Source organism: Actinoplanes solisilvae (assembly GCF_003999975.1).
In the GTDB taxonomy this organism is placed as follows: domain Bacteria; phylum Actinomycetota; class Actinomycetes; order Mycobacteriales; family Micromonosporaceae; genus Actinoplanes; species Actinoplanes solisilvae.
Genome location: NZ_RJAC01000006.1, coordinates 364158 through 387986, shown reverse-complemented (window position 1 = coordinate 387986; position 23829 = coordinate 364158). Strand labels below are relative to the sequence as shown.

At 69.6% G+C, this 23829-nt stretch carries 16 protein-coding genes; 6 read left to right on the top strand and 10 right to left on the bottom strand.

Features of this window, described 5'->3' with window-relative positions; translation table 11 throughout:
- Positions 1 to 86: 86 nt before the first annotated feature.
- Both EER30_RS19430 and EER30_RS19425 read right to left on the bottom strand, forming a co-directional pair.
- Positions 87 to 1952: a beta-galactosidase gene (locus tag EER30_RS19430; protein WP_127501890.1), complete on the bottom strand. Its 1866-nt coding sequence runs from the start codon at positions 1950 to 1952 to the stop codon at positions 87 to 89.
- 814 nt (positions 1953 to 2766) lie between these two features.
- Positions 2767 to 3264, bottom strand: a complete 498-nt coding sequence (locus EER30_RS19425; protein ID WP_127501889.1) for a MarR family winged helix-turn-helix transcriptional regulator — start codon at positions 3262 to 3264, stop codon at positions 2767 to 2769.
- Between the two features lie 35 nt (positions 3265 to 3299).
- On the opposite strand from EER30_RS19425, the gene EER30_RS19420 reads away from it, so the two are divergent.
- Entirely contained in the window at positions 3300 to 4202 is a 903-nt protein-coding gene (locus EER30_RS19420) for an alpha/beta hydrolase (protein WP_127501888.1), read from the top strand.
- Between the two features lie 150 nt (positions 4203 to 4352).
- Here EER30_RS19420 and EER30_RS19415 read toward each other — a convergent pair whose 3' ends face one another.
- The 4 genes from EER30_RS19415 to EER30_RS19400 are packed head-to-tail and all read right to left on the bottom strand — an operon-like array spanning position 4353 to position 8268.
- Positions 4353 to 5732 (bottom strand): FAD-binding oxidoreductase, encoded by a 1380-nt coding sequence (locus EER30_RS19415; protein WP_205650308.1) that lies wholly within the window; start codon positions 5730 to 5732, stop codon positions 4353 to 4355.
- Positions 5733 to 5760: 28 nt separating this feature from the next.
- Positions 5761 to 6537 (bottom strand): oxidoreductase, encoded by a 777-nt coding sequence (locus EER30_RS19410; RefSeq protein WP_127501887.1) that lies wholly within the window; start codon positions 6535 to 6537, stop codon positions 5761 to 5763.
- Positions 6538 to 6544: 7 nt separating this feature from the next.
- A complete protein-coding gene (locus EER30_RS19405) occupies positions 6545 to 7480 on the bottom strand; it encodes an alpha/beta fold hydrolase (RefSeq protein WP_240670148.1) in 936 nt (311 codons plus the stop codon).
- The gene (locus tag EER30_RS19400; protein WP_127501886.1) at positions 7477 to 8268 is read right to left on the bottom strand and encodes an alpha/beta hydrolase; all 792 of its coding nucleotides are present in this window, start codon (positions 8266 to 8268) and stop codon (positions 7477 to 7479) included. The genes EER30_RS19405 and EER30_RS19400 overlap by 4 nt, the downstream gene beginning before the upstream one ends.
- Positions 8269 to 8382: 114 nt before the next feature.
- Here EER30_RS19400 and EER30_RS19395 point away from each other — a divergent pair, with 114 nt between their 5' ends.
- Positions 8383 to 11067: a helix-turn-helix transcriptional regulator gene (locus EER30_RS19395; RefSeq protein ID WP_127501885.1), complete on the top strand. Its 2685-nt coding sequence runs from the start codon at positions 8383 to 8385 to the stop codon at positions 11065 to 11067.
- Positions 11064 to 13763: an ATP-binding protein gene (locus tag EER30_RS19390; RefSeq protein WP_164842383.1), complete on the top strand. Its 2700-nt coding sequence runs from the start codon at positions 11064 to 11066 to the stop codon at positions 13761 to 13763. Before EER30_RS19395 ends, EER30_RS19390 begins: the two co-directional genes overlap by 4 nt.
- A 361-nt stretch (positions 13764 to 14124) precedes the next feature.
- Here the strand turns inward: EER30_RS19390 and EER30_RS19385 are convergent, their stop codons facing one another.
- The 4 genes from EER30_RS19385 to EER30_RS19370 form a co-directional block, all read right to left on the bottom strand.
- The gene (locus tag EER30_RS19385) at positions 14125 to 15624 is read right to left on the bottom strand and encodes a CehA/McbA family metallohydrolase domain-containing protein (RefSeq protein WP_127501883.1); all 1500 of its coding nucleotides are present in this window, start codon (positions 15622 to 15624) and stop codon (positions 14125 to 14127) included.
- 461 nt (positions 15625 to 16085) lie between these two features.
- Positions 16086 to 17567, bottom strand: a complete 1482-nt coding sequence (locus tag EER30_RS19380) for an arabinofuranosidase catalytic domain-containing protein (RefSeq protein ID WP_127501882.1) — start codon at positions 17565 to 17567, stop codon at positions 16086 to 16088.
- 28 nt (positions 17568 to 17595) lie between these two features.
- The gene (locus tag EER30_RS19375) at positions 17596 to 19416 is read right to left on the bottom strand and encodes an RICIN domain-containing protein (protein ID WP_205650295.1); all 1821 of its coding nucleotides are present in this window, start codon (positions 19414 to 19416) and stop codon (positions 17596 to 17598) included.
- 79 nt (positions 19417 to 19495) lie between these two features.
- Positions 19496 to 20509, bottom strand: coding sequence for a LacI family DNA-binding transcriptional regulator (locus EER30_RS19370; RefSeq protein WP_127501881.1), 1014 nt, complete (start codon positions 20507 to 20509; stop codon positions 19496 to 19498).
- 281 nt (positions 20510 to 20790) lie between these two features.
- Here EER30_RS19370 and EER30_RS19365 point away from each other — a divergent pair, with 281 nt between their 5' ends.
- The 3 genes from EER30_RS19365 to EER30_RS19355 are packed head-to-tail and all read left to right on the top strand — an operon-like array spanning position 20791 to position 23815.
- Complete coding sequence (locus tag EER30_RS19365; protein WP_205650294.1) at positions 20791 to 22044, top strand: sugar ABC transporter substrate-binding protein; 1254 nt, start codon at positions 20791 to 20793, stop codon at positions 22042 to 22044.
- 2 nt (positions 22045 to 22046) lie between these two features.
- Positions 22047 to 23009, top strand: coding sequence for a carbohydrate ABC transporter permease (locus EER30_RS19360; protein ID WP_127501880.1), 963 nt, complete (start codon positions 22047 to 22049; stop codon positions 23007 to 23009).
- Positions 23006 to 23815, top strand: a complete 810-nt coding sequence (locus EER30_RS19355) for a carbohydrate ABC transporter permease (RefSeq protein ID WP_127501879.1) — start codon at positions 23006 to 23008, stop codon at positions 23813 to 23815. The genes EER30_RS19360 and EER30_RS19355 overlap by 4 nt, the downstream gene beginning before the upstream one ends.
- Positions 23816 to 23829: the final 14 nt, after the last annotated feature.

Here is a 23829-nt window from a genome sequence, read left to right as displayed (position 1 = left end):
ACGGCGTGCCACGGCCTGACTCGCTGACCGGCCAGGCGCCGCCGCGGGGTGCGCTGAGCGCACCCCGCGGCGGTTGGTCCGTCCGGTCAGCGAGTCAGGCGCGACTTCAGCATCCCGTACGCCGGCTTCTCGGACCCGTCGTTGCGCAGGAGACCGAAATGCTGCTCACGATCGTCCGGCGCGGTCCCCGTGTCACGGCCGTTGTAGTAGAACATCGGTCCCGCGAAGGGCTTGGCGTACCAGACGTCAAGAGCCTCGGAGAGGTCTGCCGCCTGCCGCTCCTCGGTGACGGAGTACGGTCCGCCGGACGGCTGCCCGTACTCGGTCGCCCAGATCTTCTTGGCTCCGTCGCCGTTCGCGACCATGATGCTGTTCAGCCGGGCCGAATCGGCGTTCATGTGCTCGCTGGCCGCCGGGGTGAAGCTGCCGGTGTACGGGTGCCAGCCGAGAGCGTCAACGAGACCCTTCGCGCCGTTGGCGTAGGCATCGGTCAAGAACTGGAACGCGTCGGCTCCGCCGGTCCACTCGGTGGGTGCGAGGGCGCCGAAGACAACCGAAGCCTTCGTGCCGAGCTCGGCGGCGGCCTTGCGGACGCCGGCGACGCACGGCACCAAAGTGTCACGGGCGTACGACGCGCCATCCGGTGTCATCAGGCCCGGGTGCGGCAGGTTGACCTCGTTGCCGATCTCGTAGTCCGTCACCCCCATCGGGATGTAGCGCTTGGCGGTCCGGTAGCAGTAGTTGGTCAGCAGCGAGGTGTCACGAGCCGGGCCGTAGTCGCCGACGTTGTTGTTCGCCCAGCCCGGCACGGTGTGCAGGATCGCCAGGTAGCGCAGGCCGCTGGCGTTGGCGTCAGCAATGACGGCGTCGAAGTTGGTCCAACGCCAGTCGCCCTGAACCGGCTCCAGGTACTGCCAGCCGAGGTCAGCGCGGATCCAGGTCGCGTTCGCGGCACGCATGGCCTGGAAGTCGGCGGCACGACGGCTGCTCCACGGCGCTCCGAAACCCAGCGCCACACCGGCCACGTAGCGATTGGTGCCGGTTCCGCCGGTCGGCGTGCTCGTGACCGGCGCGGGTGAGGTGGGCGTGGTCGTCGGAGCAGTAGTCGGGTTCGTGCTGACCGGCGTGGAAGCCGGCGTGGTGCTCGCCGGTGTGCTCGACGGCCGCGCCGCGGCGAAGTGAGCCGCCACCCGCGAGGCGGACAGGGCCGTCGGATAGATCGAGATGTTGTCCAGCTTGAGGCGGCCGTACTGCACCGGCGAGGCCGTCGCGGAGTTCAGCATCGTGCCGATCGCGAGCGGCGCGGTCTCCGTGTCCGTACCCGCCAGGCCGGCGGCGGCACCGGTGTTGTCGAGGGTGCCGTCCACGAACCAGCTCCACCGGCGAGTGGTGCCGTCGAAGGTGAACACCAGCTGACGATACGACGATGAGCTGAGTCCCCGCGTGGTTCCCAGGTCAAGGCCGTTGCGCTTGAAGTGCACGGTGTGCGCAGCGTCCGAGGAGACCCACATCGCGGAACCGAAGCGGCCCGCCGTGGTGGCGCCCCGGCTGAAGATGGTCGGCCAGCCGGTCGTCTGCGGGTTCTCCGGCAGCTTCGCCCAGACCTCCATGCTGAACGAGGTGGGCAGCCGCATCGTCGACTTGTAGGGAACCCGAATCTGCTGCCGGACACCGTCGAACGACGCGCCGGTGCCGACGGCGCCCTCGCCCCCCAGCTTCCCGATGGACACTGTGGAGGCGGCGAAGTTGCCGGTCAGGTCCCGCACCTGTCCCGAGGACTCGTTCAACGGCCAGTAGCCGAGGGGGCGGTCGGCCAGCACGGCCGAGTCGTACGTCACGGCGTTCGCCGCGGCGGCCCGGGTCGGGGTGATGGCGGTCGTCGCGAGTCCCGCGGAGAGCGCGACAGCGACGACACTCACGCCGGTCGAGAACTTGTTTGACAGTTGCGGCATGCGGCGGCTCCTGGCGTAGGGGCGACCGATGGACCGGCTGACCGCGACAGCGGTCGATGCTCCATCGGCTTACGGGTTCCTTTCGGCCCCGGCCTAGCCACAGCGAGTGCGCATTCGTTGATGTTGTGGTGCACGACAGTTGTCGAGTCCGGCCAGTTGCGGCACGGCCGCCAAAGCGACGCCTGGGAATGGCCCATCCCCCCGCGACAGCGACGTCCGAGAAGGTTGTAGAACGCCCGCAGGGCACCCTGATCCGGGTCAGCGGTAACGGGGCCCGGCCGAGACCGGCGAAGCCAGTTCACAGCCGGCGAAGCCAGACCGAGGGCGGCAAAGCCTCACCTCAAGCACGACCACCGGCCCGAGGCTGGCGCAGCCACACCTCAAGTAAGACCACCAGGCCGAGGGCGCCGCAGCCACACCTCAAGCAAGACCACCAGGCCGAGGGTGGCGAAGCCACCTTCCAGCCCCAGCCCCCACCCACAAGGACAGCGGCAGTGGGGGTGCGGGTGGCGCAGCCCCCGCTCGCGCGACGAAGTCGCGCAAAAGGAATGAGGCGGCCCGGTCCACGCATTCCGTGGACACAGACCGCCTCCGACTCGTGGGCGATACTGGGATCGAACCAGTGACCTCTCCGGTGTGAAAACGGACGGCCCACAACACGCTGACTAGGTCAAACGCAAACGACCTGGAGAAACGCGGCGCAGTTCGAAGCAGCTAAAAGCCGTTGGACGCGGTTCAGCGCAAATGGCGACACCCTGTTGCTCCCAAGCTGCTCCGTCGGCTGCATCCATCGCCGCAAGGGGCGTGTGGCTGTTCAGCCGACGGGGATGCCGATGCCGTCGCGTTCGAGTGCGGCGCGTAGCTGGGCCAGAGCCCTGCCAACCGCTTCGATCTGATCCGGTTCCAGCGTCTGGCCGATGCGTTTGAGCAGGTACTGCTGGAACGTGGTCTCGGCGAGATCGGTGAGTTCGGTGCCGAGAGGCGTCAGTTCCAGCAGCAGCGAGCGCCCGTCGGCGGGGTTGGCCACACGCCGCACCCATCCTCGGGCTTCCAGCCGGCTGACGCCTTTACTGGTCGCGCCTACCCCGACGGCGTAGAACTCCGCGAGGTCAGCGACACGCGAGCCGGGATGGTCTCGCAGGTAGCTCAGGAACTCGAACTGTGACGCGACGATGCCGTGGGTTTGTCGCAGCGCCTCGTTGAGGCCGTTGTAGAGCCGGGTCTCACAGCGAACGAGATGGCTGAAGGCCGCCGCGAGTGTGATCCGTTCCGCATCCGAGAAAGATGCCGCGGCAAGTATATTAGCTTCCACGGCATGTAATTTACCGCGACTGGAAGACGCTGAATATGAGCAGGCAACAACGGGCAGACGTCGACGCGATGCTCCGCAAGGGCCGCAAGGGCTTCGCTCCCGAACCAGTCGAGAAGATGCGGGAGGACTTCGCCGCCCTCATGGGGCTGTTCCCGGTTCCGCCGGTGCGCGCCTCCGACTTGACGCTGGCCGGTCGTCCGGCGGTCCTGGTCCAACCGGAGGCGGGCGTGACTCGGCCGGGCACGATCCTGTATTTCCACGGCGGCTCGTTCGCGCTCGGCTCACCGCGAACCGCGATGGGCCTGACCGCCGGCCTGGTCACCCGGACAGGGATGCGGGCGATCTCCATCGACTACCGGCTCGCCCCGGAACATCCGTTCCCTGCCGGTATCCAGGACTGCCTTGCGACGTATCGGGCGCTGCTCGACGAGGGCACCGATGCCGCATCGATCGCGTTCGCCGGTGACTCGGCCGGCGGCGGCCTCACGATCACCACGACGCTCGCGGCACGGAACGCTGGGCTGCCGATGCCAGGTTCGCTCGTCGCGTTCTCGCCCGGCCTCGACCACACCCGGTCGGGCGCGTCCTTCGACACCAAGCAGGGCATCGACCCGTTCTTCACCAAGGAGGGCATGGGTCACACCGCGGCGATGTATCTCGGCGGTCAAGACCCGAACCAGCCACTGGCTGCGCCCGCGGTGCTCGCCGATCTGACGGGTTTCCCACCGATCCTGCTGCAGGCCGGCACGAACGAGCTGCTGCTCGACGACTCGGTGCGGCTGGCACAGCGGGCCCGCGACGCCGAAGTCGACGTCATCCTCGATATCACCGCCGGTGTCCCGCACGTCTTCCAATCCTTCATCGGCCAGCTCGACGAGGCCGGCTTCGCCTTGGACCGCGCCGCCCTGTTCCTCTCGCAGCACCTGCCCGCGCGCTGATGATGACCCCGCTGGTCACGCGGTCCGCGACGGGGCGCATGCCGGCCGCGTTCGGGTAATAGGGAGCGGGCACGATGCCGGCACCGCTCCGCTCCTGGCCGCGCGGGCCGCGGTCAGGTCATGCGTGGCGCTGGGCAGCGCGGCCGCGGCTCAGTCGGAAAGGACGGCGGGCGGGATGTTGTGGTTGATCCGGAACAGGTTGGCCGGGTCGTAGCGCCGCTTGATCTCCCGCAGCCGCGGATAGTCTGCGGGAGTCCAGGCCAGCGCCGCGCTCTCGACGGTGGCGTCGTTGCCACCGAACAGGAAGTTGAGGTAGCGGCGCCCAGTCGACCACGGCGAAAGAGCGTCGATCAACCGCTGCTCATAGCCGTGCAGAGCCGACGCGTCGGGCGGACCGCCCGCGGCCACCAGGAACACGGTGAACAACGTGTCGTCGCGGTTCCCGACCGCGTTCGGCACCGTCGGCGGCCGCGACAGCGCACCGCCCATGTGCCGGATCTCGGCCAATACCAGCGGCGACACGGCCTCCGGACCGGCCAGGCGCAGGAATTCGTCGACTGCCTCAGCCGGCAGCGAGTGCAGCAGGGCGCCGTGCTCGTACAGCGGAAGCGGGTCAATCGGGTCGCTGTGGACGGACGCGATCGCCGCGTAGGGCAGCTCGCTGACCGCGTCGATGATCGGCTCGCCGAGTGCCCGGAACGGCGCGATCAGCCGTTCGCCATCGGCCGGGTCGCCGAGGTAGGTGATCCGCAGGTGGGCGACGAGCCGGCCGCGCAGCGGCTCCGGCACGAACGGCAGCGGCGGCAGGTGCAGGAGCCCTACCGAGGCCGACATCTCCTCCGGCAGGTCAGCGGTCCACTCCCGGAACAGGTGCAGCACCTGCGGCGCCAGTTCGCCGGGGAAGAAGATGCCACCCCCATAGAACGTACGGATGGGAAAGAGGTCGAACTCGATCGCGACCACCACGCCGAAGTTGCCCTTACCGCCGCGTAGCGCCCAGAACAGGTCAGGCTCGGTGTCGGCCGTGACGCGTCGCAGCTCACCGTCGGCAGTGACGACCTCGAGGGCGGTCACGTGGTCGGCCGCATAGCCATGCTTCCGGCCGAACGGGCCAAGACCACCACCCAGGGTGTACGACACCACGGTGACCGTCGGCGACGAGCCGTTGAGGCCGGCGAGCCCGAATTTGCCGGCCTGCTCGATGAAGTCGGCCCAGCGGACGCCCGCCTCGACCCGGGCGGTCCGGGCGTTCTCGTCGATAGTGAGGCCGGTCAACCGCCGGGTGGTGATCAGCACCGAGCCGTCCGAGGACACCGAGCTGCCGTGCCCGGCGCCCAGCACTGCGACGGGCAGCTCGGTTGCCGCGGCGTAGCGCACGGCGGCCTGGACGTCGGCGGCACTCGCGGCGCCGACGACGACCGACGGCGTGTGCACGACCGTCAGGTTGTAGGTGTGCAGTTCCTCCGTGTAGCCGGGGTCGCCGGGCTGGAGTACGGGACCGGTGACGGTTGCCCGCAGGTTGTCGATCACTGGTGGTGCCTTTCGGTAAAAGCGGCGATCAGAGTGATTGGGTGAGGCCGCCGTCGATGAGGACGTCGGCGCCGGTGACGTTGCCGGCCCGGCCGCTCGCCAGGAGCAGTACCAGGTCGGCGACCTCGTCGGGCCGGGTGAAGCGGCCGGTGGCGGTGCCGCTGACCGCTCCCTTGGCGACGTCCTCGGGGGTCAGGCCGGCCGCGCCGCCGACGGTCTCGGCGACGCCGCCGGCGCCCAGCCACAGGTCGGTCTCGACCGGGCCGGGGCTGATCGCGTTGACGCGTACGCCTCGGGGCCCCACCTCTTTGGACAGGGCCTTGGAGAAGTTGGACAGGGCCGCCTTGCTCGCGCTGTAGTCGATGACGAGGGGATCCGGCAGCGACGCGTTGACCGAGCTGACGGTGACGATCGCCCCGCCCTGGTCGAGCAGGTGCGGAAGGGCGGCGCGGGTCACCCGTACGGCGGAAATGAAGTTGATGTTGAGTGTTTGCAGCCACTCGTCGTCGGTGACCGAGAGGAAACCTCCGGTACGCGGATGCACGCCGCCGACGTTGTTGACCAGGACGTCGAGGCGGCCACCCAGGATCGGCACTGCCGCTTCGACCAGCGCGGCCGGACCGTGGGGGGTGCTCAGGTCGGCGTTGACCGGGTGCACCGGAAGGGCGGCCAGCTCCGGCGTCGTGGTGCGGGAACCGGCGACGACGGTCGCGCCCTCGGCCGCCAAGGCCCGCACGATCGCCAGCCCGATGCCTTTGCTCGCCCCGGTGACCAGGACTTTCTTGCCCGAAAGAGAAAGATCCATGGGGAACCTATCGCAGGAAGGTGAGCAGGCGCTGGGTCATCTCGGCCGGGTGTTCCTCGTATATCCAGTGGCCCGAGTTCGCGATGATCACCGACTTGACGTCGGTGGCGTAGTTCGGGACCTGCTTCTCGAGGGTGTCCTTGAGGCTGTGGTCGGCGGCGATCGCGAGCACCGGCATCGTCAGCTTGTGCTGCTGGTTGACCTCGTTGTCGGCGATGTCGGCCGGGAACGCCCGGAACCACTCGAAACTCGCCTTGAGGTGCGTGGGGTCCTTCAGGTAGTGCCCGAAGACGCGTACGTCGTCGGGGCCGACGCCGTCCTTGATTACCTCGAGGTGGTCGGTGAAGCCCTGCACCCACTGCTCTTCGCGGCCGCGCACCGACTGCTCGGGCAGGCCGTTAGTGAGGGTGAAGAACCCGAATTGCCAGGGGCCGGGGCCGTCGGCCGACAGCGCCGGGAACGAGTAGAGGCCCTTGTCGGGAATCGGCGCCTCGCTCAGCACCAGCTTCTTGACCTCGGCTGGGTGGGCGGCGGCGTACGCGTAGGCCACCATCGTGCCGATGTCGTGCCCGACCAGGCGGATGTCCTTGTCGAGCCCGAGCGTGACGAGCAGCCCGTGGATCGAGGCGGCCATCGTCTTCTTGTCGTAGCCGGTGGCCGGGGCGTCGCTCTTACCGGCGCCGGGCAGGTCGGGCGCGACCACCGTGTAGTGGGCGGAGAGCGCGGGCAGGATCGCGTTCCACTCGTACCAGGTCTCGGGGTAGCCGTGCAGCAGCACCAGCACCGGGCCGTGGCCACCCTTGACGTAGTTGATGCCGTGGACCTTGCGCTCGGTGAAACCGGCCGGCAGACGGCTGTCGGCCAAGCCTCGGTCGTGTCCGGCGGCCGCCGACGGAATCGCGAGCGCCAGTACGGCCACGAGCAGTGCCGCGAGCTTTTTCACAGGCCCTGCTCCTTCAGCCAGGTCAGCGCGGTCTCGGCGACCTCACGCCAGCCGCTGTCGATGGTCAGCGAGTGGGCCTTGTTCGGGAAGTCGACAATGTCGGTGACAGCGTGCGAGTGGCGGTACTGCTTGAGGGTCGCCCGCACCACGGTCTCGGGAACGGTGTGGTCCTTGCCGCCGGCCATCAGCAGCAGCGGACCCCGGGACTCGTTGCGGGTGTCGACCTTGGCCGGCGAGTGCGGGTTGAAGTTGGCCGCGGCCGCCTCGAACAGCGGCCTGCCGGGGGCCGGGATCGACCACTGGTCGTACAGCTCGCGCGACTCCTGTTCGCTGATCGCGTTGCCGAACGCGTACCGGAACTGCTCGGGGGTCAGCGAGACGGCCCGGCCGTTGTTGGCCGGGTTGCCCAGCACGGGGAAACCGGAGCGCAGGGTCGACAGCGGCAGCGGCAGCACGCCCTTGATCTGGGCGGCGTCGACGGCCACCGCGGCGGCACCGAGGTCGAGGCCGAGCAGCTTCTGGGCAATCATGCCGCCGAAGGAGTGCCCGATCAGGATCGGCTTGGTGTCGAAGCCCTCGATGATCCGGGAGTAGTGCTCGACGACGTCGTCGATGCCGTGCCCGGCCAGGGCGTCCGGGTTGGCGCGGGTCTGCTCGACAGTCGCGGCGTCCCCGGGCCAGCCCGGTGCGGTCGCCCGGTAGCCGCGCTCGGAGAACAGGTCGATCCACGGCTGCCACGACGACGCGTGCAACCACAGGCCGTGGATGAAGACAACGGGAGAAGTCATGCCGGAAGTCTTCGGCAAGGCCACCGGCGTGGCATCTGTCATTCACCTACGGCTCTCCGACCGTGTCTGTTAGGTCGTCTACTTAATTGACCAGCTCCGGCGTATCGTCACGGAGTGATCGGGAGGGGGCGCGAACAGGCAACACTGCACGGCCTTCTGGCCGAGGCCGGTGCCCGCGGAAGCGCCCTGCTGGTCAGCGGGGCGGCCGGCATCGGTAAATCGACTCTCGTCGAAGACGCCCGCGCCCGCGCAGTCAAGCTCGGTTTCCGGGTTCTGGCCTGCGCCGGGGTGCAGCGGGAGAGCAGCCCCGCCGGGCTGGCCGGCCTTCAGCAACTGCTGCACGCGGTCGTCGACCGCGCCGGGGCGCTCCCGGAACGTCAGCGCGCGGCCCTGCTCAGCGCGTTCGGCGTGGGCCCGAGCACCGCACCCGAGCAACTGCTGCTGTCGGTGGCGGTCCTCGGCGTGCTGGAAGAGATCGCTGAGGAGCGCCCGCTGCTGGTGATCGTCGAGGACATCCAGTGGATGGATCAGCCGACGGTCGCGATGGTCGGCTTCGTCGGGCACCGGATCCGGGAGAGCCCGATCGTCATGCTTGTCACCTGCCGCTCGGACGGGCCCGATCCGGTCACCGAGCTGGGTCTGCCCGAACTGCCGCTCGGCCGGCTCGCCGAGGCCGACGCGGCGGGCCTGCTGGCCGAGGCCAGCCCGGCGCTGAACCGGGTGCTGCGCGAGCGGGTGCTGCGCGAGGCCGAGGGTAACCCGCTCGCTCTGGTCGAGCTTTCCCGCGGCCTGCTCGACCGGGGGCTGCTCGGCTCGTCCAGTCTTCCCGACCGGCTGCCACTGAGCGTACGGCTGGAGAACACGTTCTCCGATCAGATCGGCGCCCTACCCACGCCGGTCCAGGACGTGCTGCTGCTGACCGCGTGCGGTGACGCCGACGTGGCCGGCGTCGCCGCCGCGGCCGGGCATCTCGGCATCGACGACGCCGAGGATCAGGTGCGGCGGGCCGAGGCGGCCGGAATGGTCCGGGCCACCGGGGGACGGCTGGCGTTCCGCCATCCGCTCGTTCAATCCGCGGTGTACGGGGGCGCGTCGTTCCCTCGCCGGATCGCCGCCCACCGGGCCCTCGCCGCCGTGCACGCCAGCGACCCTGAACGCTCGGCCTGGCACCGGTCGGCCGCCACCGTCGGCCGGGACGAGCACGTCGCGCGCGACCTGGAGACCGCGGCCGGCCTGGCCCGCAAGCGCGGCAACCTCGGCGCCGCGATGCGCTACCACGAGCGAGCGGCGGAGTTGTCGCCCGACCCGGTCTTGGCCGCCCGCCGGCTGACCCTGGCCGGTGACGACGCCCGCCAGGCCGGTCTGATCGCCGCCACCCTGCGGCTCACCGCCGCAGCCCGCAAGATCACTACCGACCCGGTGGTCCTGGCCCATATCGTGATCATCGAAGAGACCCTGGCGCTGCACGCGAACGCCGAGAGCCCGAGCATCGAAGACGTGACGCATGCCGCCCGTCGCGTGGCGCCGGTCGACCGGAATCTCGCCGCCACCCTGCTTCTGTTCGCCGCCGTCGAGTGCCGGCTGCGCCCCGACCCCGGTGCCAGTCCAGCGGTCCTCGTCGAGCTGGAAAGACTGACGCTCGCCGACGATGACCTGCGGATGATGATGGGCCGGGCGTTCCTCGACGCCGAGCGCCACGCCGAACAACTCACCGCGGCCGCCGAACAGATTTCCGCCGATATATCGAACATCCCGACTTTTGTCGCGAATGGTTTCGGGTCGGCGGCGGAGTCGGTGCACGACTGGACCGTGGCCGGCCACTGCTGGTCGGCCGCGACCGTCGGCTACCGGCGGTCCGGAGCACTCTCCGATCTGGTCAGTGTGCAGGCCCGGCAGGGGCGCAACCTCCTGGTGCGGGGGCACCTGCCGGAGGCCCTGACCGCGGCCGATGAGGCGTGGCGGCACGGTGTTGATCTCGGCCTGCCGGTCATCGCCGCACACGGTGCCATGCTCACCGCTCACGTGGCCGCCTGGCGTGGCGACGGCTTCACCGAGGCGCTCACGGCAGCCGACCAGCTCACCGGAATTGCCCGCGGTGACCTGGCCGGGCTGAGGCACTGGACGCTCGGCCTGGAGGCACTCACCAGCGGACGGAACGACGACGCGCTCGCCGAGCTGCTCCAGGCGGCCGTCCATCCGGACTTTGCACCGGTGGTCGTCGCCGACCTCACCGAGGCGGCCGTTCGCTGCGGCGCCGCCGATCGTGCCGTTCCGCTCGTCGCCGCCGTCGATCGGATGATCCGGGGGTTCCCGGCGCTGTTGCCGCGCCTGCTCGTGCACCGCAGCCGCGCCCTGCTCGCCGGCGACACCGACGAGGCCGAGCAGCATTTCCGGGCCGCCCTCGCCCCTGACTTTCCCCTGCAGAGCGCGCGTACCCGGCTGTTGTTCGGCGAATGGCTGCGCCGCCGCCGGCGGGTCGACGCGGCTCGCGACGAGCTGGCCCTGGCCGCAGTCGCGTTCCACCACGCCGGGACCCAGCCGTGGGCGGCCCGCGCCGAGGCCGGGCTGCGGGGTGCCGGCGTCACCGTCTCCCAGTCGGCCCGGTCCGCGGCGCCGCCTCTCACCGCGCAGGAGCTGCAGATCGCCCGTCTCGCCGCCACCGGGCTGTCGAACAAGGAGATCGCCGACCAGCTCTTCCTCTCCCACCACACGGTCGGATCACACCTCTACCGCGCCTTTCCCAAACTGGGGATCACCAACCGCGCCGCCCTCCGGGACGCGCTCAAGGACCTGTCGTGATCGGCCGCGAACGACAACTGTCCGTGCTCCTCGGCCTCCTCGACCAGGCGGCCGGGGGAACCGCCGCCACCGTGGTGGTGCGAGGCGAGGCCGGCATCGGCAAGTCGACACTCGTCGGCCACCTGGAGAAGGCGGCCGCCGCGGCCGGCTTCGCCACGCTGGTCACCGCCGGTGTGCAGAGTGAGGCGTCGATCGGCATGGCCGGCCTGCACCAGCTTCTGCACGGTGCCGTCGGCCGGATCGACCGGCTGCCTCTGCAGCAGGCCGACGCCCTGCGCAGCGCGTTCGGGCTCGGCCCCGACGTCGCCCCCGACCGGCACCTGCTGTCGGTGGCGGTGCTCGGTCTGCTGGAGGAGCTGGCGGCCGAACGCCCGCTGTTGCTCGTGCTCGAGGACGTGCACTGGATGGACGAGTGGACCGTCGGCATCATCGGCTTCGTCGCCCAGCACCTGGACGAAGCCCCGATCCTGATCGTCGCCACCGTCCGCGACGGCGCCGTCGACCCGCTCGCTGCGTTGAACCTGCCCGGCCTCGCGCTCGGCCGGCTTTCCGACACCGACGCGGCCCGGCTGCTCACCGGCCTGGACCCGGCGCTCGGCCGCCCGGCCCGCGACCGCATCCTGGCCGAGGCCGAGGGCAACCCCCTCGCCCTGGTCGAGTTGACCCGCGGGGTGACCGACGGGGGCCTGGCCGAGGCGATCGCGTTGCCGGCCCGGCTGCCGCTGACCAGCCGCCTCGAACAGGCCTTCGCTGCCAGCGTCGAACGTCTCCCCCGGCCGACGCAGGATCTGCTGCTGATCGCCGCGGCCAGCAGCGAGCCGTGGATCCGCGAAATCGAGGCGGCGGCCAACCGGCTGGACCTGGGCCTCGCCGACCTCGCCCCGGCCGAACAGGCCGGACTCGTCCGCACCACCGGCCACGAACTGCGGTTCCGCCACCCGCTCGTGCTGTCGGCTGTGTACAACGCGGCCGGCCGGCCCCGGCGGGCCCGGGCCCACCTCGCCTTGGCCGAGGCCCTCAGCGGCGAGGCCGACCAGCCTCGGGCCGCCTGGCACCGGGCGTCGGCCGCGTCCGGCACCCACGAGGAGATAGCGGCCGACCTCGATCGGGCCGCGGTGACCCTGATGGCCCAGGGAAACGGCGGCTCCGCCATGCGCACCTGGAAGCGGGCGGCTGAGCTGACCCCGGCCGGCACGACCCGGGCCCACCGCCTGGCCCGGGCGGCCGACGCCGCGCGGCAGGCCGGACTGGACGCCGCCGCGCTGCAGCTGGCGGCGGACGCGACCGTCACCTCCGACAACCCGGCTGTGCTGGTGCGGGCCGGGCTCGTCGAAAGCAACCTCGGCTTGACCACCGGCGGGATCAACCGCGACCCGCTCGATCTCGGTTCGATCGCCCGCCGGGCCGGCGCCACGGCCACCTCACCGGAGGAGCGGCTGACCGCGCTGACCCTCCTGATCGCCACCGCCATCCGGTGCGCCGCCACGTCGGCCGCCCCGGCCGTACGGGGACTCGTCGAGCAGGATCTGCGGGCGTTGCCGTACGCGGCCGGCACCGTCTGGGACGCGGTGATCGGCGCGCTGCTCAACCCGTCCCGCCACGGGCAGTCAGCCGCCGAGCTCCTGCGCGCCGCGCCGGACCCGGTCACCGCCATGTCGGCCCACTGCATGGCCCTCGCCTGTCATATGCCGCACGACTGGGCACTCGCCGTCCGCCTCCAAAGCATCTCGGCCGACCTGGCCCGCCGCACCGGGGCGGCCGGCACGCTGGCCGCCTCCCTCACCAGCCTGGGCCAGGCCTACGCCACCCAGGGCCACCTCGACGACGCCCTCGCCACCGCCGACGAGGGACGTCGCCTGGCCGCCGACCTCCACCAGCCACTCACGCAGAGCATGGCCGGCGCGATCGTCGCCCACGTCCACGCCTGGCGCGGCGACACCGCCGCGATGACCGCCGCCCTGGAGAGCAGCCGGGCCGTCGACCCCAACGGCCGCGTCGACATCGGCCTGTGGCAGCAGTGGAGCACCGGCCTGGCCCACCTCGTGGGCGGCCGCCTCTGGGAGGCCCGGGCCCACCTGGCCGGCGTGTGCGATCTTCCCGGTCTCGGCCTGGTCGCGATCGCCGACCTGGCCGAGGCGTCCGGCCGCGACAGCGACACCGGCGCGCTGGCCGAGCGGCTCGACGCCGCCGAGGAACACGCCCGCTCGTTCGACAGCCCGCTGATCCGGATGCTCCTGCCGCGCGCTCGCGCCCTGATCTCCGTCGAGCCGGAGGAGCTGTTCGAGGCGTCCCTCGCCGTCGTCGGCGCACACGACTATCCGTTGCAGGTCGCCCGCACCGAGCTGGTGTACGGCGAATGGTTGCGCCGCCGTCGCCGCATCGCCGAGGCGCGTACGCATCTGACCGTCGCCGCGGCGGCCTTCCGGCGGGCCGGCGCCCGTCCGTGGACCGAGCGGGCCGAGGCCGAGTTGCGCAGCACCGGTCTCGAGGTCTCCCCCGACGCCGGCCCGCGCCACAAGGATCTGACCGCTCAGGAGCTGCAGATCGCGCGGCTCGCGGCGCAGGGCCTGTCCAACAAGGAGATCGCCGACCAGTTGTTTCTCTCGCACCGGACGGTCGGCACTCACCTCTACCGGATCTATCCCAAGCTGGGCGTGGCCGGGCGGGCCGCGCTGCGAGACGCCCTGACTGAGTGAGTTCCACCAGGGGCTGTTGATCCAGAATTGTGCGTGCTGGATACTGGCAGGTGGGTGGTGTTCGCTTGGCCGTGACCCTCACCCAGGCCGGGCCCGATTGACCGGGCCCGGCGCCCGGCCCTCATCGCCGTCGGCACATTCCGGGGCGGTGTCCGCCCCGATGTTCTCTTCGGATGGCCGATCCGGCCTCAGGACTACCCATACCGCCACGATGAGCGGCCATGATGCCCCGTCTCGTCCCTCCCGCCAGGCGTGCCCGGCGGAAGGGACGAGACTCGGCCTCCCATCACCAACACAATGTCGCTCAGCCAAAATCAGCGACGGCGGGGTTAAGACCGGTGACGGGCCTGCTGTTCTGCTCCTAGTAGCGGACGTGGACGAAGACCGGGTTCGAGTAGAACCACAAGTCCTCCCACGGGCTCTCCAGCCCGTCGGCGAGCGGCTCGGCCTCGTCGGTGCTGGTGCCACGTACCCGGGCGTACATGTCGGTCTCGACGTTGCGCAGGGTGTGCTGGATGACGTAGTCGTTGCCCTGCTTGCGCCAATCGCGGGGGCCGAACCGCGCCACGACCTTGGTGGTCGGGTTGGTGTCGGCGTCGAGGTTGGCCGACGGACCGGTGATCTGGCCGACGATCAGGTCGACCCGCCGGACCTGCGGACGGTCCCCGTTGTGGTTCTCGCCGTTCAGCGGCCGGAACTTGATCTCGATCTCGACGTCAGTGCGGTTGCGGCGGTTCAGGGTGATGGTCTCGCCCGTCGCAGCGTCCTTGCCCTGGCTCTTCGCAGTGAGGTCCAGGCTGGTGATCAGGTCACCGGTGGTGACCCAGATCCGGCCGTTGCGCAGCCCGTCCATGATGTCGCCGTAGTCCTGCCGTGCGTGCACGTACGTCTTGCTGTACTCACCCGGCCAGAAGTCGGAACCGCCGCGGGTCCAGTGCACGTGCGAGTCCGAGGTGGCGGTGATCCACCACCGTCGTCCCTCACCGAGCAGCGAGTCCCACAGCCCGCCGACCCGCGCGGTCATCTGGTCGTAGCCACCGTGGGTCGGGTAGCTGCCGTACCCGCCCCGGGATCCACCGTTCAGCGGGCCCGCCTGGTGCCCGGGAGCGCCCTCGAAGCCGACGTAGATGTCCGGCGCGGCGTTGTTGCCGTTACGGAACTCGTGCGGCGTGTCTTGCCCCCAGACGCCGTAACCGGTCGCCGACCGGGAAGCGTGGTGCGCGATGACGAGAGGCTTCTGCCGCAGGCCCTTGGCGTACTTCAGAAACTCGACCATCTTGGCCTCGGTATCCCCGCCCGGGACGGAGGGGAACGGGTCACGCTTGGCAAACTTGCTCTCCAGATCGAAGAGCATCTTCGCCTCGTCATCATGACGCGGGATCATCAGCGTGTGGTGGTCCAGCGCCGGGGCGTCGAACTCCATCCCCCAGAACTGCAGCACGTCGGGGACGAGTTTGCGGGAGAGCAGCAGGTCGGGATACGCCTGCTCCAGGTTCACCTTCGAGTGCGTCGGCCCGCCGTGGTCGGTGCACATCGCCCAGGTCAGACCGAAGTTCTTCGCCATGATCGCGTTCGTGACGATCGGGTACACCGCGTCCGCGCCCTTGGAGAACGTGGGCGGATTCGTCGACGTGTCGAACTCCCCGCTGTACTCCGAGTGGATGTGGTGGTCCCCGGCCCGCCACACCCGGCTACGTGAGTTGTCGTGCTTGTCGTCGTTGTCGTCCTGCCGGTCGTCGTGCGCCCAGGCGGCGCCACCACCGACTAGCGGGCTCGCAGCGGCCAGGGTCGCACCTACGCCGGCGTACTTGACCAGTTGACGCCGCGAGAACTGCGAGCGCTCGGGATCTTCATCCTTCAAGATCGAACCTCATTCATGCCAGCCGTGACTAGGTCAAAAAGTGAGTCTCGGAGGACGAACCAAACCCTTGATGAACAAGGGCCACAAAGGTCAAGAACAACCGGCCCTGGCGGACTGAATGGAGCCCTACCCTTCGCCGTCCGGCCGTGGTGACAGCTGCCCACATCGGAGCTCACCGCCACACGTGACGCACCCCGCGTCCTCGCCGCCCGAACGTCAAAGGGCCAAGCGACAGAACACCTACCGCACCAGCAACACCGGCAGCGCTACCGGTTCGCAAGTCGCCAGTCCATTAACCCTCCGGTAAACCCCCGGCCGGTTCGGTAGCTGGCACGCTTAGCTGGTTCGACTTCGAGATCGCGGTGAACGACGACGCCCCGGCCAGGACGGCACAGACCGCCACCGCGCGCAGGCCGGTGTCGCCGATCTCGCCGAAAATGGCCCCGTCAGGAACCGGCCGTTCATCGGTAGCCGGCCGCGGTGATGTTGGCCTGTAGCGCGTTCTCGGTGGCGTCCGATGGGTAGCCGGCGACCATGGCGCCTTCGTAGAACGTTCCGGCGCTCTGGTTGGCGCCGCCGTCGGGCTTGCAGCAGTCGCCGCCGCTGCCGAGCACGATCGCTCCCTGCTTCTTCATCGGGCTGTAGCCCGACGGCAGCGAACCGTCCCACAGTGTGTAGAGACTGCCGCTCTGGGCGTTGCTGGCCTTGATAGCGAACCGGGAGGTGCCGTTGTTCTTCAGCGTCGCGGTGACGAACTTGCTGGTGAACGCCCGCTGGTTGGTGTTCCAGGTGCTGCTGCCGCCGGGGAACAGGCCCCATTCGAGGTCGGCCTGCACCCAGGGCCCGGTTCCGGAGCAGCCGCCGAACCAGCAACTCGTGCCGAAGTAGATCGCGTCCATGGCGCCGGCGGCGTCGGCCTTGCGGGTGGTCTCGCTGTTGCCGTAGTCGAAGCAGCAGCCGCTGTTGACGTGGGTGCCGCTGGTGACCATGTACATGCCCTCAGGTGCGCTGCCGGTCGGGACTCCGGTCAGGTGCCCGTCGCGCCAGTAGCTGTTGCCCGGCTTGATGTAGAGCGAGTAGGCCTTGGAGCCGCCGACGGTGAGCGACTCGGTCGTCGCGACCGCGGGCGAGCTCTGCGGCGATCCCGGTACGGCGGACGAACCCTGGTACCACAGGTCGTTGCCGCGTCCGGACTGGTCGTAGACGACGGTGATCACGCAGGTGGTGCCGGCGCAGAAGGAGTCCTGGCTCGCGGCGTCGGCCGTGCCCCCGGTGAGGGCGACAATGTTGCGGCTGGTGTTGTCCGAGCCGCGCCGCACCTGGTAGAGGTTGCCGCGGTACGAGCTGTAGAGGGCTCGTACGGTGCTGTGTGCCGCCACGCACGGGGTGCCGCCGGCGGCGTAGATGTCACAGGGTCCTCCGCCGGTGCCGCCGCCCGGGGTGACTTGGGCCCACTGCTGGTTGGCCTGGCCGTTGCAGGCCCACAGGACGATCTTGGTGCCGTTGGTGATGCCCGCCGCGGTGGCGTCGAGGCAGAGCCCGGACTGCACGCCGGTGATCGTGCCGTTGTCGTTGACGTTCCACTGCTGGTTGGTCTGGCCGTGGCAGTCCCAGATGACGACGGGGGTGCCGTTGGTGGTGCCGCGGCCGGAGGCGTCCAGGCACTTGGTGCCGTACACGGTCAGTTGCTTGCCGCTCGTGTAGGTCCAGGCCTGACCGGCGGCGCCCCCGCAGTCGTACAGCTGGGTCTGCAGGCCGTTGGTGGTGGCGGAGTTCGGGACGTCGAGGCAGCGGCCCGACTGGCCGCCGACGATGCGGGTGGGGGTTCCGACGGTTGCGGCCGCTGCGGGGCCCGCGCCGGTGCTGACGGCCGCCGTGGTGAACAGCAGGCTCAGGACGGCGGCGAGGACGAGGACACGTCGGCCGGACGATCGATTGATCATGGCAATTCCCTCATCACAGGAGTACGGGTCATCGGCCGAGCAGTCGCCAGGTCTGGTTGAGCGGGCTGCCTTGTAAGGCGGGGTTGCAGGTCCATTGGTGGATCAGCGCGCGGGCCGCGGTGGAGACGCCGTTGACGTCGACGCATTTGCCGCTGTGCCGGGCGACGAGCTGGTAGTCGTGCGAGTCGTTGCCGGCGTAGCTGACCCGGCGCAGCGTGAACTGCTGGTTCTGGGCGCCGTTCAGGCAGGTCCATTGGTGCACGGCGGCGCCGTCGGCGGTGGACACGCCACTGACGTCGAGGCACTTGCCGCTCTGCTGGTTGACGACCGTGTAGGTGTCGGCGACTCCGGTCACCGGGCGGAAGGCCCATTGCTGCTGGTCGCCGCCCTCGCAGAAGAACTGTTGCTGGCGATTGCCGTCGGTGGTGCGCAGGTCGGTGTTGTCCAAGCATTGTCCACTGTGTTGCGCGACGGCGACGCCGGTGAAGCTCGCGTCGGTGGGCGGCAGCAGCGTGACGGTGTAGGCGTCGGTGATCGTGGTGTTGGCGATGGTCACCGTCGTGGCGTTGCCGTTGAGCGTGACCACGCGGTCCTGCACGGTGGTCGGACCGGCGACCGCGCCGCCGTTGTTGTAAGGGATGCGCTGCACGCGTACGCGGGCTTGGTTGTTGACGACGACGCCGCTGGTGCTGTTGAGCCCTTGCAGGGTGACGGCGATGTTGCCGGTGGTGCGGCCGCCGCCGATGAGGACCTTGGCGTTGCCGGCGGTCTTGGTGGCGTACGCGTCGTAACCGGCGGACGCCGTGGTGGCGACGGCAGTGCCGGTCTGTTGGGCGTAGTAGCGGTAGACCCACCATTCGCCCTTCGGCTGGTACTGCCCGGCCGAGGAGTGGACGAGCAGGTTGCCCAGGTCGTTGTGCAGGTTGCCGCCGCTGGCCCAGTTGGCGCGAAGCCCGTCGGCGCCGGCCCGTTCGAGGCGGGCGATGTACCAGGCGCCGTCGCCGGGGTTCTGCTCGTCCGACGCGCCGTACTCGTTGATCTGGTAGGGACGGGGGTGCGCGATGCCGCGGGAATCGAGTGTGGTGTTCGCGGCGGCGACGTTGGCCACCGGGTCGCCGGGCAGGGAATGCCAGCTGATGATGTCCGGCACCGCGTTGTTGGCCTTGATGTAGTCGAGGTACTGGTTCCACCAGGTTCCGGTGGTGGAGGGCACGCCGGCCAGGCTCGGGCCCACGATCAGGGTCCCGGGCATGTCGGCGCGCAGCCGCTGGTAGGTGCGCCGCCACAGTTCGAAGTACTGCGACTGCGACCGGTTCCAGAAGATGCTGAGGTTGGGTTCGTTCCAGATGTCCCACTGGACCGGCACACCGGTGGCGCGCACGTCGGCGATCACCCGGGTGAGGAAGTTGTTGTAGTCGGTCCAGTCCCCGTTGTCACCGGGGAAGCGGGAGATGCCGGCGCCGTCGGCACCCCACAGATCGTGCGGCAGCAGGATGAACGTGCCGCCGAGAGCCTGGGTGCGGAGCATCTGCGCCCGGGTCGCGTTCCACCGGCGGTCGTACCCGCCGCCGACCCAGCCGCTGCCCGGCAACTGGGCGCCGCCGGCCCGCATGGCCCGATATTTGACGTCGGTGAAGAAGTGGTCCGGCGGTGCGGCGCCGTTCTCGGTCATGCCGTAGATCCAGCCGGACGCCCGGTAGGCCGGCGCGGCCCCGGTCGCGGCGAAGTTGACGCTGATGCTCTGGTCGTCGGCGCGGGCCGGGGACGGGGCGGCGAGGACGCCCAGCGCGGCCAGAACACCGGCCAGGGTCCGAACGATGCGGGTACGGGTCGGGGATGGGGGTTTCACAGTGCCTCCGGTTGGGGGACGGGGACAGCAGGAGTCGCGGGAGGAGCCGGCGGCTCGTCCCGGGGGGAGGGTGGACGGATCAGTTGGTGCGGGCGGGTCCGGTGCTGTCGCGCAGGGAGATGGGCGGCGCGAGCAGCAGGTGACGCGGCGCGCTGGTGGGCGCGGCGATCCGCTCGAGGAGCAGTTCGACGGCGTGGGCGCCCATTTCGAGGGTGGGCACGTCGGCCGCGGTGAGCTGAGGGCGGAAGCCCTCGGCCCAGTGCCGGGCGGCGACCCCGGCGATGGACAACTCGCGCGGGATGGCGACGTTGAGCCGCTCGATGCCGCGCTGGAGGCCGGGCAGAGCCGCCTCGTTGATCGTGGTGACGGCGGTGACTTCCGGATGGCGTTCGCGCAGTTGTTCGAACCATTCCTCACCGGCGGCGGGATCGTCGGCGCACGGCAGCTCGATCCCGCTCAGGCCCCGCAGCACGACGGCCTCGGCGAACCCCGCCTGAGCACGGTGGGCCGGGCCGTACCCGGCGGCGACCAGTTCGGCGGAACGGTTGAGCAGGGCGATGCTGCGGTGGCCGAGATCGGCCAGATGATGCACGCTGCGGGCGACCAGCTCGGCGTAGTCGACGTCGACCCAGCAGGTGCCTTGCGGGTGAGCGGTGTGACCGATGGTGACGAACGGGAGCGCTTCCTGCTGCAACCTGGTGACACGTTCGTCCTCCAGCCTGATCTCCATGAGGATGATCCCGTCGACCCGGCGGCCGGAGATCAGCCGCTCGAACGACCGGTCATGGTCGCCGCCGGACGGGGAGAGCAGCACGTCCAGATCCGCGTGCGCGGCCGCCTCGACGACGCTGGCCACGAACCCGAGCTGCATGTCGGTCAGCCGCAGGCTGGCCGGCGGGATGACCAGCCCGAGGGTGCGGGTCCGGCCCTCCTTCAGCGCACGAGCGGCGGCGTTCGGCCGGTAACCGATCTCGTCGATCACGGCTTGGATCCGCTGTTTGGTCTCCGCGCTCACCGACCGGCGTCCGCTCAGCGCGTACGACACGGTGCTGCGCGACACCCCGGCCCGGCGGGCGATCTCCCCGATGTTCATGAGTACCTCCTCACCCTGACCTCGCAGCTTGACCTATGCCGCCGCCGAGACGGCCGGCAGGGTCACCGTCGTGTCGAATCGGTTCGCCGCCGACGCTAGACAGCGATATCCGCCGATGTCAACAGCATGCCGCCCAGATGAACAAGATGTTTCAGAAGGCGGTGATAACGCTCGAACAAGGTGTTGACCGCGGCTCGGAAGGAGTCCTACTGTCGGCGAACTACGTAGTCGAACCGATTCGAATCTCGTCGTGCTGATGCCGCATTCAGGAGTTGTTTGACGTGAGAAACTCGTCCATCAGCCGCCGGGCAGCCGGCTGCGCGTTGTTCGCTGTGGCACTGACCGCGCTCGCCGGCGGCTGCTCCGACGCCGGTCCGCCGTCGTCCGGCGCGTCGGCCCAGGAGTTCACCATCTGGGATCCGTACCCGCAGTTCGACAATTCGTCCGACTGGGTCAAGCTGCTGACCAAGTGCGGCACCGACGCGGGCGTCACCGTCAAGCGCACCGGCTTCGACACCACCGACCTGACCACGAAGGCGCTCCTGGCCGCTCAGCAGGGCAACTCGCCGGACGTGCTGATCGTGGACAACCCAGTGGTCTCCACCCTGGCGGAGGCCGGTGTGCTCACCACCACCGACGACACCAAGGTCGACACCGCGACGATCGAGCCCAACCTGCTCGCGGCCGGCCAGCTCGACGGCAAGACGTACGGCGTCCCGATCGGCGCCAACACCCTCGCGCTCTACTACAACAAGAAGGTTCTCGACGCGGCCAAGGTCGATCCCACCACGATCAAGGACTGGGCGTCCCTGACCGCCGCCCTGGCGAAGGTCAAAGCAGTCGGCAAGAAGGGCATCACCTTCTCAGCGATCGGCACCGAGGAGGGCAGCTTCCAGTTCCTGCCCTGGTTCTGGGGCTCCGGCGCCGGCCTCACCCAGCTCGACTCGCCGCAGGCCGTCTCCGCCCTCACCCTCTGGACCGACTGGCTGAAGAACGGCTACGCCCCGAACTCCGTCATCAACAACACGCAGACGACCAGCTGGCAGGAGTTCGCGAGCGGCGCCTACGCCTTCGCCGAGAACGGCACCTGGCAGCTGGCCAACGCCAAGAAGACCGGCTTCGAGTACGGGATCATCCCCATCCCGTCCAGCACGGGTGGAACCGCACCGGCGCCCACTGGCGGCGAGTTCGTCACCGCACCGGTGCGGGACGACACCGGCCGTTACGCCACCAGCGCCAAGCTCATCGCCTGCCTGACCAGCTCCGACAACGCGTACACCACCGACACCACGCTGTCCTACATCGCCGCCACCGACGCCGTACAGGGCAAACAGGTGGCTGCGAACCCCGACCTGAAGGTGTGGGTCGATGCGGTCAAGGCGGCCAAGGGACGGACGAGTGACAACCTCGGCACCAAGTACCCGAAGATCTCCGAACCGCTGTGGGGCGCGTTCCAGGCCGCCCTCTCGGGCGGTAAGTCCCCGCAGGATGCTCTGAAAGCGGCCCAGACGACGGCCGCCGCGAGCACCAAGTAACCATGGCGACACCTGTGACGGACCGTCCTCCCGCCGTGGCCCGGCCGCCGGCGGGAGGACGGCACGACCCAGCCGCTCGACGCCGGCGCCGAGCGGGGCAGTGGTGGGCATGGGCGTTCGCCGCGCCGGTCGTGATCTACCTCGGCGCGTTCTACGCCTATCCGCTCTACCGCAACCTCGACCTGAGCCTGCGCTCCTACACCGTGCGCTCCTTCGTGCACGGTGGAGCACCCTTCGCCGGGCTCGACAACTACCGCACTGTCTTCGCCGACCCCACGTTCTGGCCGGCGCTGACCCGCACCGTCGTCTTCACCGTGGTCTGCCTGGCGTTCCAGTTCTCGATCGGCATGGCCCTCGCCCTGTTCTTCCGCCGGCACTTCCCGCTTTCCGCCACACTGCGCGCCGTGTTTCTCGTACCCTGGCTGTTGCCCTTGATCGTCTCCGCCTCGAGCTGGTCGTGGATGCTCAACAGCGAATCCGGCGTCGTCAACGCCGCTCTGAGGGCACTCGGGGCCGGACCGGTGAACTGGCTGACGGATCCGCGGTGGGCGCTGGTCAGCGTGATCATCGCCAACATCTGGATCGGCATCCCGTTCAATCTGGTCGTGCTCTACAGCGGCCTGCAGGCCGTACCGCCGGAGATCCATGAGGCGGCGGCGCTCGACGGCGCGTCCGGCTGGCAGCGCTTCCGGTGGGTCACGTTCCCGCTGCTGCGCCCGGTGTCGGCTATCACGATCCTGCTCGGACTCGTCTATACGCTGAAGGTCTTCGACATTATCTGGATCATGACCCGAGGGGGTCCCGCTGACGCGTCCACCACCTTGGCCACCTGGTCGTACCGGCTGGGGTTCGGCAGTCTGCTGCCCCGGTTCGGGCCGGGTGCGGCGGTGGGGAACCTGCTGATCGTCATGGCGCTGGTGTGCGGGCTGGTGTATATCCGGGTACAACGCGGGCAGGCACGATGAGGAGGGCGCTGACGACCGTGGCCGGTCTCGTGCTGACGGCCGCCATGTTGTTCCCGGTCTACTGGATGATCAATGTGTCCTTCACCAAGGACACCGACATGCGCGCCGACCCTCCGCACCTGTTCCCGTCCGACGGCACCCTGGAGGGCTATCGCGCGGTCCTGGACCAGCAACTGCCGTACCTGGGCACCAGTCTGCTGGTCGGGCTGGGCACCGTGGCCGTGACGCTCGCGCTGGCCGCCCCGGCCGGCTACTCACTGGCCAAGCTGCGTCCGCGCGGCGGCGGTGTCCTCAGCTTCATCCTGCTGATCGCCCAAATGATCCCCGGCATCATCATGGCGATGGGTTTCTACGCCATCTACCTGCGCGCCGGAATCCTCAACTCGGTCGCGGGCCTGATCCTGGCCGACTCGACCATCGCCGTACCGTTCGGGGTGCTGATCTTCGCGGCCTTCATGTCGGGCATCCCGGAAGAACTCACCAACGCCGCGCTGATCGACGGCGCCTCGCGGTGGCGGACGTTCGTCTCGGTGATCCTGCCGGTCAGCCGAAACGCCATCGTCACCGTGAGCCTGTTCGCGTTCCTCTGGGCCTGGTCGGACTTCGTGTTCGCCGCGACCCTCGACGGCGGCGGCGAACACCAGCCCATCACGCTGGGCATCTACCACTACATCGGCAACAACAACCAGCAATGGAACGCGATCATGGCCACCGCCGTGGTCGCCTCGATCCCCGCGACGCTGCTGCTCATCCTGGCGCAGCGCTACGTGGCCGCCGGCGTCACCGCCGGTGCCGTCAAGGACTGAACGCCCCCGACGAA